Origin of the sequence: Microbacterium lacus (assembly GCF_044794305.1) — a bacterium.
Lineage (GTDB): Bacteria > Actinomycetota > Actinomycetes > Actinomycetales > Microbacteriaceae > Microbacterium > Microbacterium lacus_B.
In genome coordinates this window covers 445194-459138 of record NZ_CP084996.1, presented here as the reverse complement: position 1 = coordinate 459138, position 13945 = coordinate 445194, and the positions used below count along the sequence as shown (strand labels likewise).

General features: G+C 65.1%; 12 protein-coding genes. 7 read left to right on the top strand and 5 right to left on the bottom strand.

Annotation, left to right across the window (positions count from 1 at the left end; translation table 11 throughout):
- The 3 genes from LG299_RS02240 to LG299_RS02230 all read right to left on the bottom strand — a co-directional run bounded on the left by LG299_RS02240 (position 1) and on the right by LG299_RS02230 (position 3507).
- Positions 1–249: a hypothetical protein gene (locus LG299_RS02240; RefSeq protein WP_404433116.1), complete on the bottom strand. Its 249-nt coding sequence runs from the start codon at positions 247–249 to the stop codon at positions 1–3.
- A complete protein-coding gene (valS, locus tag LG299_RS02235) occupies positions 249–2834 on the bottom strand; it encodes a valine--tRNA ligase (protein ID WP_404433114.1) in 2586 nt (861 codons plus the stop codon). Before valS ends, LG299_RS02240 begins: the two co-directional genes overlap by 1 nt.
- A 112-nt stretch (positions 2835–2946) precedes the next feature.
- Positions 2947–3507 carry a pentapeptide repeat-containing protein gene (locus tag LG299_RS02230; protein WP_404433112.1) on the bottom strand — a complete coding sequence of 187 codons (561 nt, stop codon included), beginning with the start codon at positions 3505–3507 and terminating at the stop codon, positions 2947–2949.
- A 375-nt stretch (positions 3508–3882) separates the two neighbouring features.
- Here LG299_RS02230 and ileS point away from each other — a divergent pair, with 375 nt between their 5' ends.
- The 4 genes from ileS to ndk are packed head-to-tail and all read left to right on the top strand — an operon-like array spanning position 3883 to position 9480.
- Positions 3883–7302, top strand: coding sequence for an isoleucine--tRNA ligase (gene ileS, locus LG299_RS02225; RefSeq protein ID WP_404433110.1), 3420 nt, complete (start codon positions 3883–3885; stop codon positions 7300–7302).
- Positions 7302–8654 (top strand): bifunctional folylpolyglutamate synthase/dihydrofolate synthase, encoded by a 1353-nt coding sequence (locus tag LG299_RS02220; RefSeq protein WP_404433108.1) that lies wholly within the window; start codon positions 7302–7304, stop codon positions 8652–8654. The genes ileS and LG299_RS02220 overlap by 1 nt, the downstream gene beginning before the upstream one ends.
- Positions 8651–9064 carry a DUF4233 domain-containing protein gene (locus LG299_RS02215; RefSeq protein ID WP_404433106.1) on the top strand — a complete coding sequence of 138 codons (414 nt, stop codon included), beginning with the start codon at positions 8651–8653 and terminating at the stop codon, positions 9062–9064. The genes LG299_RS02220 and LG299_RS02215 overlap by 4 nt, the downstream gene beginning before the upstream one ends.
- 2 nt (positions 9065–9066) lie before the next feature.
- On the top strand, positions 9067–9480 hold the full coding sequence (gene ndk / locus LG299_RS02210; RefSeq protein WP_404433104.1) for a nucleoside-diphosphate kinase: 414 nt from the start codon (positions 9067–9069) through the stop codon (positions 9478–9480).
- Between the two features lie 9 nt (positions 9481–9489).
- Here the strand turns inward: ndk and LG299_RS02205 are convergent, their stop codons facing one another.
- The gene (locus LG299_RS02205) at positions 9490–10095 is read right to left on the bottom strand and encodes a vitamin K epoxide reductase family protein (RefSeq protein ID WP_404433102.1); all 606 of its coding nucleotides are present in this window, start codon (positions 10093–10095) and stop codon (positions 9490–9492) included.
- Positions 10096–10420: 325 nt separating this feature from the next.
- Between LG299_RS02205 and LG299_RS02200 the strand changes: the two genes are divergently transcribed.
- On the top strand, positions 10421–12859 hold the full coding sequence (locus tag LG299_RS02200; RefSeq protein WP_404433100.1) for an Rne/Rng family ribonuclease: 2439 nt from the start codon (positions 10421–10423) through the stop codon (positions 12857–12859).
- Between the two features lie 5 nt (positions 12860–12864).
- Here LG299_RS02200 and LG299_RS02195 read toward each other — a convergent pair whose 3' ends face one another.
- Positions 12865–13137 (bottom strand): DUF4031 domain-containing protein, encoded by a 273-nt coding sequence (locus LG299_RS02195; RefSeq protein WP_404433098.1) that lies wholly within the window; start codon positions 13135–13137, stop codon positions 12865–12867.
- A 205-nt stretch (positions 13138–13342) separates the two neighbouring features.
- Here LG299_RS02195 and rplU point away from each other — a divergent pair, with 205 nt between their 5' ends.
- Positions 13343–13651: a 50S ribosomal protein L21 gene (gene rplU / locus LG299_RS02190; RefSeq protein ID WP_150891668.1), complete on the top strand. Its 309-nt coding sequence runs from the start codon at positions 13343–13345 to the stop codon at positions 13649–13651.
- A 19-nt stretch (positions 13652–13670) separates the two neighbouring features.
- Positions 13671–13928 carry a 50S ribosomal protein L27 gene (rpmA, locus tag LG299_RS02185; RefSeq protein ID WP_091490368.1) on the top strand — a complete coding sequence of 86 codons (258 nt, stop codon included), beginning with the start codon at positions 13671–13673 and terminating at the stop codon, positions 13926–13928.
- The last annotated feature ends 17 nt before the right edge of the window (positions 13929–13945 follow it).

Sequence of the window (13945 nt, the reverse complement as noted above, 5' to 3'; positions counted from 1 at the left end):
TCAGGCGAAGTCGTCGTCCGAGTCGTGGCCGACGACAGCGTTGCCGTCGTCATCGAGGGAGACGATGACCCCCGTGTCGAGATCAGCGATCGGCTTTCCCTCGAGCCACGTCAAAGTCCAGCGCGGGCGCGGCTGACCCAGAGCGTCTGCGGGCATCGCGGTGTCGACATCCTGAATGGCCCCGCGGATCGAATCGGGGACGCTCTTCGGCGGTTCGTCGCCAGAGGTCCATCGGGTTCCGAGCTGCATCAGGACTCCTCTGCGGGGGCGAGGACCACATTGTCGATGGCGAGATCGTTCCAGCCGCCAGCGAAGTCGAGGCTTTCGATGCGCCCGACCGCACGCAAGTCGCCCTCCGCGAGGCGAAGCTGATCAACCACCGCATCGCTGGCGCGGATCGTCATTGACGTCACTGCCGTCTTCTGCGAGGCCTTCGCTTCGGTCTTCGCGCGACGGATGCCGATGAGCGCGGCGCTGGCGGCTTTCAGCACGCCCGAGTCGCCGACGATGCCGAGGGGTTCCGGCCACGAGGTCGTGTGCACCGAACTCTCGTTGAACCATGACCACGACTCTTCCGAAGCGAACGAGAGCACGGGCGCGAGCAGGCGCAGCAACGTCGACAGCGCGGTGCGCAGGGCGAGGGCGGCGGATGCCTGGCCCACATCGCTCTGGTCGTAGGCGCGCTCCTTCACCAGCTCGAGATAGTCATCACAGAACGTCCAGAAGAACGACTCGGTGAGCTCGAGCGCGCGCGCGTGGTCGTACGCCTCGAACGCCGTGGTCGCGTCGCGTACGACCCCATCGAGAGTCACGAGCATGGAGGCATCGAGAGCGTGAGTGATCTCGGCGCCCTCGGGCACAGGGAACGACAGCACGAACTTCGCGGCGTTGAGCACCTTGATCGCGAGGCGCCGGCCGATCTTCACCTGGGTCGGGTTCTGCGGGTCGAACGCGGCATCCGCACCGAGCCTGCTGGAAGCAGACCAGTACCGCACTGCGTCGGTGCCGTGCTGATCGAGGATGTCGGCGGGCGTGACCACATTTCCCTTTGACTTCGACATCTTCTTGCGGTCGGGGTCGACGATGAAGCCCGAGATCGCGGCATCCGTCCATGGCGAACGGTCGTCCTCGAGCGCGCTGCGGAGCATCGTCGAGAAGAGCCACGTACGAATGATGTCTTGGCCCTGCGGGCGCAGGTCGAAGGGCGCCACGAGATTCCAGAGTTCTTCGTCGCGTTGCCACCCGCCGGCGAGCTGGGGGGTGAGCGAGGAGGTCGCCCACGTGTCGAAGATGTCCTTCTCACCTTCAAACCCGCCCGGCAATCCGCGCTGTTCGGCCGTATAGCCCGGCGGCACATCGGTCGTCGGGTCGATCGGCAGCGATGCGAGGTCGGGGGTGATCACGACATCGAAGTCGCGGTCGCCGTTCTCATCGAGGCCGTACCAGACGGGAATCGGCACGCCGAAGAACCGCTGGCGCGAGACCAGCCAGTCGCCGGTGAGGCCGCCGACCCAGTTTTCATAGCGCACGCGCATGAAGTCGGGGTGCCAGGCCATGCTCTTGCCAAGTGCTAGCAGTCTCTCTCGGAGGTCAGCGTCTCGTGCGCCATTGCGCACGTACCACTGGCGCGTCGAGACGATCTCTAGCGGGCGGTCGCCCTTCTCGAAGAACTTCACGGCGTGCGTGAACGGCTTAGGCTCGCCGTCGAGCTCACCAGACTCGCGCAAGAGGTCGACGACCGCCTTCTTTGCGCTGAAGACGGTCTTGCCCGAGATTTCGGCGTACGCCGCCTTCGCCGCATCTGTCACGATCACATCCGGGGCGTCCGCCAGCACCCGACCGTCCTTGCCGAGAATCGTGCGGTTGGGCAGGTCGAGCTCGCGCCACCAGATGATGTCGGTCACATCGCCGAACGTGCAGATCATCGCGATGCCCGAGCCCTTGTCTTTTTGGGCGAGCGGGTGCGCGAGCACGGGAACCTCGACGTCGAACAGCGGCGTGCGCACGTTCGTCCCGAAGAGCGGCTGATAGCGCTCGTCGTCCGGGTGCGCGACGAGAGCCACGCAGGCCGCGAGCAGTTCGGGGCGCGTGGTCTCGATGTGCACGTCGCCCGTCCCGTCCGTCTTGTGGAAGGCGACCCGGTGATAGGCAGCAGGCTGATCGCGGTCTTCGAGCTCAGCCTGGGCAATGGCCGACCGGAAGTCGATGTCCCACAGCGTCGGGGCAAGGGCCTGGTACGCCTCGCCGCGCTCGAGATTGCGCAGGAAGGCGAGTTGGCTCGTGCGAATCGTGTCGTCGGAGATGGTGCGGTAAGTCTGGGTCCAGTCGACGCTGAGGCCCAACTGGCGGAAGAGTGATTCGAAGTGCTTCTCGTCCTCGAGAGTCAGCGATTCGCAGAGCTCGATGAAGTTGCGTCGGCTGATCGGAATCTGGTCGGCAGCCTTACTGGACTTGTTGTCGCCGCCCTCGAACGGGGGAGTGAAGTCGGCGTCGTACGGCAACGACGGGTCGCAGCGCACACCGTAGTAGTTCTGCACGCGACGCTCGGTCGGCAGGCCGTTGTCATCCCAACCCATCGGGTAGAACACCGTCTTGCCGCGCATGCGCTCGAAGCGCACCTTGACGTCAGTGTGGGTGTAGCTGAACACGTGCCCGATGTGCAGGCTTCCCGATGCCGTGGGCGGGGGAGTGTCTACCGAGTACACGCCAGCGCGCCCGACCTCAGCAGCACGAAGGCGATCGAACAGGTACGTTCCCTGTTCCGCCCACGCGGCATCCCACTTCGTTTCGAGACCTTCGAGGGCGGGCTTGTCCGGAATCTGCGCATCGGCCATGGAGGTCTCCTTGTGCGATATGTGCGGCACTGTGTGAGCGTGCCTGAGTGTGGGATGTGGCTGAATTCTACCCGCTGATCCAAGGTTCGCGCGGAGGTATCGAGCCACCAGGTCAGTCGCGGACGTCGATCCCGAGTGCCGCGGCGAATGACGTCGCGAGTAGCTCGACCTGCCGAGCAGAGAGCGTCACACCACGAAGCGACGAGAGATCCGTGAAGGCGAGCGCCTCGAGGCCTCGCAGATCGACGTGCTCTGCGCGAACGCCTCGCGAGTCGACTTCATCGACGCGCGTGCTCTCGAAGCGCACGCGCGACAGCGTCGCGAGTGGCACATCGAGCGAACCAATCGTGCATTCGGCCATCAGCAGATCCGAGACCTTCGCTGACCCGAGCGCGAGATAGTCGATGCGGATACCGCGAAGTTCTACACCCGTGAGATCAGCCCCCGTGAGGTCGAGGGTGCCGATCCGGCCTCCCGATACGAGAATGTCGCGCCACCGGGAATTGCGCGCTTTCACCTCGGTCGCCCGCAGTGCCGTGATGCCGACATCGGTGAGTACAGCGCCAGTGAGGTCGAGACCACCCACCGTGGCGTCCACGATGATGCATTCGGAAAGGTGGGCGTGCGCCGCATCCACGTCACCGGACAGACCCTCGAATCGCGCCTGCAGCACGTCGTCATCTCGCCGAAGCCCGGGAACTGGGGAAAGCGCTTCAGGGAGGTCGGGCGGTGAGACCCGGGGCGGAAGCGGACCCTTCGGCGAAGCTGCTCTCACAACGAGTCAGTCTGGCACGCGCCTCGGACCTGCCCGACGCGCGCGGGGTTGCGCGCGGGCCGTAGAATGGAACTCAGACGCATCGATCCGGCATCACCGGGGAGCACTCGGAAGAACAGGGTCTCGGCCCTCAGTAGAACCGAGCGGGTCAGGCCCGTCACAGCCGCAGTGAAAGTGGATGCTCGGGTCACAGATCTGGGCATCAAGCGGGGTGGTACCGCGATCTGAAAGGTCGTCCTCGCAGAAGCGTTCGAGACGAGTCTGCGAGTTGACATGACCTATCCCCGTTCATCCTCCTTCGGCCCTGCGGCCGTCGGCCCAGTCGTGCCGAGCCCGCGCTTTCCTGTAATCGAGCATGAAGTACTCGATTACTGGCGCGCGGATGACACCTTCCAGGCGTCGATCGAGAACCGCGAGGGCGCCGAGGAATGGGTCTTCTACGACGGACCGCCCTTCGCCAATGGTCTCCCGCACTACGGCCACCTGCTTACCGGGTTCGCGAAGGATCTCTTCCCGCGCTTCCAGACCATGCGCGGCAAGAAGGTCGATCGGGTGTTCGGCTGGGACACCCACGGGCTCCCCGCCGAGCTCGAGGCCATGAAGCAGCTCGGTATCACCGAGAAGAGCCAGATCGAGGCAATGGGCATCGATGTCTTCAACGCGAAGGCTCGCGAGTCGGTGCTCACCTACACCCGCGAGTGGGAGGACTACGTCACTCGTCAGGCACGATGGGTCGACTTCGAGAACGGCTATAAGACGCTCGACACCGGCTATATGGAGTCGGTGCTGTGGGCTTTCAAGACGCTGCATGAAAAGGGGCTCGCCTACGAGGGTCACCGCGTGCTGCCCTACTGCTGGCGCGACGAAACACCGCTCTCTGCGCATGAGCTGCGCATGGACGACGACGTGTACCAGATGCGTCAGGATCCCTCGGTAACCGTGACGTTCCCGCTGACAGGGCTGAAGGCCGAATCACTCGGCCTAACCGGCGTGCGCGCGCTGGCCTGGACGACGACACCCTGGACCCTCCCGACGAACCTCGCGTTGGCGGTAGGCCCCAGCATCCGTTATGTCGTCGTCCCCGGCGGTCTCGCCGGTGCCGCGGACGTCCACCATGCCCCCGATGGGCACAGCGATGACCCGGTCGAGGCGACCGCCCACCGCTACCTCATCGCCGAAGACCTGCTCGCTGGCTACGCCAAGGATCTCGGGTACGAGAGCGCCGAGGCGGCTCAGGCTGCGATCGAACAGAGCATCCTGGGTGCAGATCTGGCCGACGTCACCTACGACCGACTTTTCGATTACTACGCGGATGCTGCTACCTGGGGCACTGAGAACGCCTGGCGGATCCTGGTCGACGACTACGTCACGACGAGCGACGGAACCGGCATCGTTCACCAGGCCCCGGCCTACGGTGAGGATGACCAACGGATCACCGAGGCCGCCGGCATCCCGCTCATCATGTCTCTGGATGAAGGTGGACGCTTCCTGCCGCAGGTAGCCGACGTGGCTGGCGAACTGTGGATGGACTCGAACACCCCGCTGATCCGCCTCCTGCGCCAGCAGGGCCGCCTTCTGCGGCTCGCGAGCTACGACCACTCGTATCCGCACTGCTGGCGTTGCCGCAACCCGTTGATCTATCGCGCCGTCTCGAGCTGGTTCGTCCGCGTCACAGACATCAAGGACAGGATGCTCGAGAACAACGAACAGATCACCTGGGTGCCCGAGAACGTCAAGCACGGGCAGTTCGGCAAGTGGCTCGAGGGTGCGCGCGACTGGTCGATCAGTCGCAACCGCTACTGGGGTTCGCCGATCCCGGTCTGGAAGAGCGACAACCCCGAGTACCCGCGCGTCGACGTGTACGGCAGCCTCAAAGAGCTCCAGCGCGACTTCGGGCGACTGCCCGTCGACGCCGAAGGTGTGGTCGACCTGCACCGTCCATTCATCGACGAGCTCACCCGACCGAACCCCGACGATCCCACCGGCCAGTCCACGATGCGCCGCATCGAGGACGTCTTCGATGTGTGGTTCGACTCTGGATCGATGCCGTACGCACAGGTTCATTATCCGTTCGAGAACCAGCAGTGGTTCGACGAGCACTCGCCCGCGGACTTCATCGTCGAGTACATCGGCCAGACGCGCGGCTGGTTCTACGTCATGCATGTGCTGTCCACCGCACTGTTCGACCGGCCCGCGTTCAAAGGTGTGGCCTGCCACGGCATCATCCTCGGCAATGACGGCTTCAAGGCCTCGAAATCGCGCCAGAACTACCCCGATGTGAACGAAACGTTCGATTCGGATGGCTCGGACGCGACCCGCTGGTACCTCATGGCTTCGCCGATCCTGCGCGGCGGGAACTTCGTCGTCACGGGCGAGGGTCTGCGCGCCGGCGTGCGCGAGTTCCTTTTGCCGCTGTGGAACTCGTGGTACTTCTTCGCGACGTACGCCAACGCCGCGGGTGGCTCAGCGGATTCTGGCTACGAGGCGCGCTGGCGCACGGACTCGACGGATGTGCTCGATCGCTACATCCTCGCGCTTACCGGAGACCTCGTTCGTGGGGTCGCCGAAGACCTGGAGGTCTTGGACTCACCCGGTGCCGCTGCACGCCTGCGTGAGTTCGTCGAAGCGCTGACGAACTGGTACATCCGTCGCTCGCGCGACCGGTTCTGGCAGAACGTGGATCCCAGTGACCCCTCGACGACCGAGGCCTTCGACACGCTTTACACCGTGCTCGAGACGCTCACCCGCGTAGCCGCGCCGATGATCCCGCTGATCTCGGAGCGGGTGTGGCAGGGCCTCACGGGTGGGCGCAGCGTCCACCTTCAGGACTGGCCCGACGCTGATGCGTTCCCTGCCGCGACCGACATCCGTTCCGCGATGGATGCCGTGCGCGAAGTGTCGAGCGTCTCCAACGCGCTGCGCAAGCGCGAAGGCAAGCGCGTGCGGTTGCCTCTGTCGCGACTGACGGTGGTGGCTCCGGATGCCGCGTCCCTTGCGCAGTTCGAAGACATCCTGCGAGACGAACTGAACATCAAAGCCGTCGAACTCGTCGAACTCGAAGCGACCACGGCAGCCGACTACGGCATCTCGCACCGGCTGGCGGTCAACGCGCGCGCCGCAGGACCTCGCCTGGGCAAGCAGGTACAGCAAGCGATCCAGGCGGCGAAGTCGGGGTCGTGGAGCGAGGTCGATGGCGTCGTGACGGCTGGCGGGCTGACTCTCGAGCCAGGGGAGTACGAGCTCGTCCTCGAGACCACGGGCCGTCCCGAAGGTGAAGCATTGGCACTGCTCAGCGGCGGCGGATTCGTCCTTCTCGACACCACGACCACCCCCGAACTCGAGGCCGAAGGACTCGCGCGTGACGTCATTCGTGCGGTTCAGGACACCCGCAAGGCGGCCGGGTTCGATGTGAGCGACCGCATTCGTCTGCACCTGCTCTTCACCGACGCGGCAGACGGGGATGCCGTGCGCTCGGCTTTTGATCTCGCAGACATCGCGGGGGAAACACTCGCTCTCGAGCACTCGGTGCTCGTCGCGGGCGCGGACGTGCACCTTCCGGCTGACGCTCCGGCCGAGATCTGGTACCCGATCGCGTTCGGAGACATGCCCGACCACGTGTCGTTCCAGAAGGCGGGTCAATACGCAAACACCGGCAGCTTCTCGGTAGCCGTCACGAAGGTCGAGGCATCCTGATGGACGATCGTAAGCGGGCAGACCTCGTCTATCAGGCGCTTCTGCAGCGGCAGGGGGAGAAGTGGGTGCAACCGCGGGTCGAACGCACGCGACGCGTGTTGGAATTTCTCGATGACCCCCAGCGCACGTACCGCGTCGTGCACGTCACCGGGACGAACGGCAAGACCTCGACCAGCCGAATGATCGAGAGCCTTCTCCGCGCTCACGGACTGCGCACCGGACTGTTCACCAGCCCGCACCTGGAGCGATTCACCGAGCGAATGCTCGTCGACGGTGAGCCGATTTCCGATGCCGCGGTGGCTGACGCGTGGGATGAGATCTCACCGTTCGTGACGATCGTCGATGCAGAACTCCACGCGCAGGGCGACGCGGCGCTGACATTCTTCGAACTTCTGACGGTGCTCGCGTTCGTCGCGTTCGCCGACGCGCCCATCGACGTGCTCGTCCTCGAGGTCGGCATGGGTGGCGCGTGGGATTCGACGAACACCGCTGACGGAGATGTCGCCGTCTTCACGCCGATCGACATCGACCATGTCGACCGCCTCGGCGAGACGATCGCCGAGATCGCTGCGGTGAAGTCCGGAATCATCAAGCCGGGTGCGGCGGTCGTTTCTGCGAGTCAGGATGCGGCCGCTGAAGCCGTGCTGCGCGCTGCTGCGTCCGCTCAAGGCGCCTCGATCATGTTCGCGGGAGAGGGCTTCGCGCTCACCGCGCAGCGCCTTGCGGTCGGCGGTCAGCTCATCTCGGTACGGGGAATCGCCGCGTCCTACAACGACGAGTATCTGCCGCTCTACGGCGAGCATCAGGCCTTCAACGCGGCCCTGGCCATCGCGGCCGTGGAATCACTGATCGGCGGGGGAGCGCAACCCATCGTCGGCGACGTGCTCGCCGATGGTCTGGGCGCTGTCACCGCTCCGGGACGCCTGCAGCTCGTGGGCACGCATCCCACCGTGCTGGTGGATGCCGCACACAACCCGCACGGTGCACGCGCGTTGGCGCAGGCTTTGCGCGACTCGTTCGCGTTCGAAGAGTGGGGTGTCGTGTTGGGAGTGCTCGACGACAAGGACACCGCCGGTATCGTTGCGGCGCTGCATCCCGTCGCTGCGCATGTCTTCGCCACGGCCCCGGAGTCGCCGCGAGCGAGCGACGCTGATGCGGTCGCCGACATCGCCGAGGCGGCGGGCCTCGCGGTCACGGTGCACCACGATGTGGCATCGGCGACTGCGGCCGCCCGCGCATGGGCGGCCTCGAGCGAGAAGCGCGCAGTGGTCGTCGCGGGATCTGTGGTGCTGGCTGGCGAGGCGATCGCCCTCGCTGCCGACGGTGACTGGAAATCAGGGTGGCAGGAATGACTGCTGCTACGGGCGACGCGCCGCGCGTGCCTCGTCGCCGGGGTGCCGCCGAATCGCTTGGCTCGATCGTGCTTGCGTTCGAGGCGATCGTCGTCTTTCTCGCGGGATTGACCATTTTCGGATTGAAGGAGGTACCACCGGGTGTCGAACCCTGGTGGGGCATCGTCGCGGGGACCGTTCTCGCCGTGCTCCTGGTGCTCACCGGCCGCTTCTTGGCTCACAGGTGGGGTATTGCCCTGGGCTGGGTTCTTCAGTTCGTCGTGTTGCTCGGTGCGATCCTGGTTCCCGCCATCGGCCTTGTTGCGCTCATTTTTGGCGGCATGTGGGCGTATGCAACGATCAAGGGGGCCGCACTCGACCGACGCAATGCGCAGTTGGCACCTGGGGCCGACATCACGAACGGAGACTGAACATGGCCACCGAAGAAACTCTCGTCCTCGTCAAGCCCGACGGCGTCGCGCGCGGAATGACCGGCGCGATCCTGGCCCGCATCGAGGCGAAGGGCTATTCGCTCGTCGACATCCGCCTGGTCGAGCCCGACCGGACAACGCTTGAGCAGCACTATGCCGAGCACGAGGGCAAGCCGTTCTACGAGCCGCTCCTGGACTTCATGATGTCGGGACCGTCCGTGGCGATTCGCCTTGCGGGAGACCGTGTGATCGAGGGATTCCGTTCGTTGGCCGGGACCACTGACCCCACTACGGCAGCTCCCGGCACCGTCCGCGGTGACTTCGGACGGGACTGGGGCCTCAAGGTCCAGCAGAACCTCGTGCACGGCTCAGACAGCGTGGAGTCGGCCCAGCGCGAGCTCTCGATCTGGTTCTGACCTAGAAGTTCAGAAGAGCGACCCGAGAACGTCCAGGCGCACCTGCGCCAGGACGGCGACAATCGCATAGCTGAGCACTGCCAGCAGCGGAACCCACCCCATCAGCGTGCCCGCGGCACGGCGCACCGCGCCAGGAGCGGGGAGGATGCCGGTTCGCAGAACGTGAAGAGTCACGGCGTAGTAGGTGGGGACCGTGACGATCCACGTCACCATGCACCAGGGGCACAGTGTGCCGAGCACGAAGATGCTCTGGATGATGAGCCAGATCACGAACGCGAAAGCGAGCGTCAATCCGGCCTCGAACAGCCACCAGAACCATCGCGCAAAGCGAGCGCCCGCAAGTATCGCCATGCCCACGACGATCGGCGCGACCCATCCGGCAAGACCGAGGATCGGGTTCGGGAAGCCGAACACCTGTCCCTGCCACGACTCGAGGTTCGCGGTGCACTGCACCAGCACGCTGAAGTCACACGACGCGACGGCATCAGGATCCATCAGCAGGTGGATCCGCTCCATGGTCAGCGAGAACGCCGCCCACCAGCCGACCACGCCGGCGATCACCAGCCAGACCGCCAAGGCGGTCGGCCGACGGGTCTTCGATACGTCCGGTGACATGAGACCGATTGTGGCATTGCGCGGCTGAATGGATGCCGCGACCGCACCGCAAGGATGTCCGCGGTGCGGCCTGCGAGCATTCCCGCGACGAAAGTGCGATAATGAACTTCGATGAGTTGCGGCCGCGCCGTGACAGGCATCACAGAAGACTTCGGGCGATGAACGCCCTTCGCAGCATGATCTGAGACACGAGCCCGGCCCAGAGCGCCGAGCACCGTCTCGACTCGGTTGCAGACCGATAGAGTTCCCGGCACCGCAGGTGCGGAGCCGCACGAGATTTCGTCGGAGCGATGCGCGGTGTCGCCCCGCAAGGAGTAAGCCAGTGATGGCCGATGAAGCACACGCAGATTTTGATCCCTCGACCGAGCAGCTCGCACCGTCCGACGGCGGCGCAGTAGCGGAAGTGGCCGCGGACGCGGAAGAGGCTCCTACCGAGCCGACTCCTGCCGAGGATGTAGCCGCAGAAGAGGCTCAGGCAGACGGGGATTCCGACAAGGACACCCCCGTTGCAGAGGCTCCCGTCGACGACGCCTTCTCGGAAGAGACTCCGGTGGCTGAGGCCCCCCAAGCAGCTTCGGCAGAAGAAGCTCCTGCCGAAGAGGCCCCCGACCAGGACGCCGCGGTCGCAGATGCTCAGCCGGAGGAGGTGCCATCAGCGCCGACTCCCGAAGAGGTGGTCGAAGTCGCCCCGAAACTCGACGCCGTCTCACTCGGGCTCCTGCCTGAGACTTTCGTCTCGGCAGTTTCGACTCAACTGATGTTCTACGCTCCCGAGATCGCGCCGCTCCCGGCTCGTCCCGGGCAGCGACCCGCGCCCGCACAGGACGATCAGCCGTCCACCAGCGCGCGTCGTCGTGGTCGTCGGCGCACCGGAGACGGCCGGGACGAAGCATCCGACCCCCAAGAGCGACCCGAACGTCCCGAACGCACCGAACGAGCAGAACGTCCCACTCAGCCGCGCCAGCGAGCCGTCGAGCTCATCACCGAGCCTCAGCGCATCAAGGGCTCTACCCGTCTCGAGGCCAAGAAGCAGCGTCGCCGCGACGGTCGTGAAGCCGGGCGTCGTCGCGCAGTCGTGACAGAAGCCGAGTTCCTTGCGCGCCGTGAGGCCGTCGATCGCGAGATGATCGTCCGCTCGAAGAACGGTCGGATTCAGATCGCCGTTCTCGAAGATCACGTGCTGGTCGAGCACTACGTCGCCCGCAATCAAGATGCGTCGCTGATCGGCAACGTGTATCTCGGTCGCGTTCAGAATGTCTTGCCCAGCATGGAGGCTGCGTTCGTCGACATCGGTCGCGGTCGCAACGCGGTGCTGTACTCCGGCGAGGTGGACTGGGATGCCGTCGAGACCGGCAACCAGCCGCGCCGCATCGAGCTCGCACTCAAGTCGGGGGATCGCGTGCTGGTGCAGGTCACCAAAGACCCGATCGGGCACAAGGGCGCGCGCCTGACGAGCCAGATCTCGCTTCCGGGCCGGTATCTCGTCTACGTTCCCGCCGGTTCGATGAACGGCATCTCACGCAAGCTTCCCGACACCGAGCGTGCGCGGCTCAAGAAGATCCTCAAAGAGGTTCTTCCCGAGTCGTCGGGCGTCATCGTGCGCACCGCCGCCGAAGGTGCGACCGAAGACCAGCTCACTCGTGATGTGCAGCGACTCACCAGCCAGTGGGAGCACATCTCGAGCCAGCTCGAGTCGATTCAGGCCCCCGCGCTGCTGCACTCCGAGCCCGACCTGCTCGTCAAGATCGTGCGGGATGTCTTCAACGAAGACTTCACCAAGATGCTCATTCAGGGCGAGGACGCGCACGCCACGATCACCTCGTACCTCGCCGGCGTTGCCCCCGACCTTCTCGACCGTGTCGAGGTCTACGACGACGAGCGCGATCCGTTCGACGCGTTCCGTGTCACCGAGCAGATCGAGAAGGCGCTGGACCGCAAGGTCTGGCTGCCCTCGGGCGGCTCGCTGGTGATCGACCGCACTGAAGCGATGACCGTCGTCGACGTCAACACCGGCAAGTTCGTCGGCACCGGCGGCAACCTCGAAGAGACCGTCACCAAGAACAACCTCGAGGCCGCCGAAGAGATCGTCCGGCAGCTGCGCCTGCGCGACATCGGCGGCATCATCGTCGTGGACTTCATCGACATGGTGCTCGAGTCCAACCGCGACCTGGTTCTGCGTCGTCTGGTCGAATGCCTCAGCCGAGACCGCACAAAGCATCAGGTTGCCGAAGTCACCTCGCTCGGACTTGTGCAGATGACACGCAAGAAGCTCGGCCTCGGTTTGCTCGAGACCTTCAGCGAAGCGTGTGAGGTCTGCGCAGGACGCGGTGTCATCGTTCACCACGACCCGGTCGTGAAGCATCGCCCGCCGATCGGCAACGGTCAGCCTCCGGGGCGACGGCCGCGCACTCCTGCGGCGAATGGCAACGGTGGCGCCGGCGGTACGCACGTGATCACCGAGGGTGCGAAGTCCGCGCTCGCCCAGATCGCAGCATCCACGATTCACCATCACGAAGAAGAGGCACCGATCACCGCTCCGATGGTCGTCGTCGAAGAAGCGCCGGTTGAACGGCCCAAGAAGCCGCGCAAGAAGCGCTCAGAAACCGCCAGCAAAGCTCCGAAGACCGAAACCGACCTGCTCTTGGATTCGGTGCTCTCGGCTCTTCCTGAGCCGAAGGCGCCCGGTCAAGGCCGCGGTCGCCGCCGGGTGACCACTGCGGCACTCACGGGCACGCCGGTATCGCACGCACCGACCGAAGACTGAGAGGGTTACCGCCCGCGCCGCTCGCGGGCGGTGATCCGAAGTCCCGAAGCGATGAGCCTCCGGACGAGTTCGTGGCCGTCGACGTGCTCGGCGCCCGCGGCGACCAATCGCGCATGGGCTTCTTCGGGCACGTCGTAGTGATCGCGGTCGAAGCCGCGGCGCGGGATTCCATTCGACGCTGCGAAGTCGTGGAGCTCTTGAAGCGACCGATCACTCACCAGGTGCGCCCAAAGTCGGTCATGGGCCGGCCACCGCGCGTCGTCGATCAGGATCACCACACGACGATTCTAGAGACGGATGCCGCGACACGGCCGGGGTCGCTTTTGCGGCTGGTGCCCGCATCCGGTAAAGTAGTCCTTTGGTGCGTCCCGTTTCGCATGCCTCACCGCATGTGTCGACAGCTCAGCAGTCCGCACCGCAACTTTTCCCAGTCTCACAAAGACAATCGGAGCCGTGCGCTCCCAAACGAAAACAAGGTGTGAAGTGGTTTACGCAGTTGTGCGAGCCGGCGGCCGGCAAGAGAAGGTTGAGGTCGGCACGATCGTCGTTCTCGATCGTCAGAAGGCCAAGGTCGGCGAGACGCTCGAGCTTCCCGCTGTCCTTTTCGTCGACGGCGACGCCGTGACGACCGACGCCGACAAGCTCGCGAAGGTCACCGTCACCGCTGAGGTCCTCGGCGAAGAGCGTGGCCCGAAGATCGTCATCCAGAAGTTCAAGAACAAGACCGGTTACAAGAAGCGCCAGGGGCACCGTCAGGACCTCACGCGCGTCAAGGTCACCGGCATCAAGTAAGTCCAGGAGAGACGCAGAGATGGCACACAAAAAGGGCGCAAGCTCCACCCGTAACGGTCGTGACTCCAACGCACAGCGCCTCGGCGTGAAGCGCTTCGGTGGTCAGAAGGTTCTCGCCGGCGAGATCATCGTCCGCCAGCGCGGCACGCACTTCCACCCCGGCGCCAACGTCGGGCGCGGTGGCGACGACACGCTGTTCGCCCTCGAGGCAGGCGCGGTCGAGTTCGGCGCGAAGGGCGGCCGCAAGGTCGTCAACATCGTCGTTCCGGCGGAGTAGTTCCTTCGTCAGACACA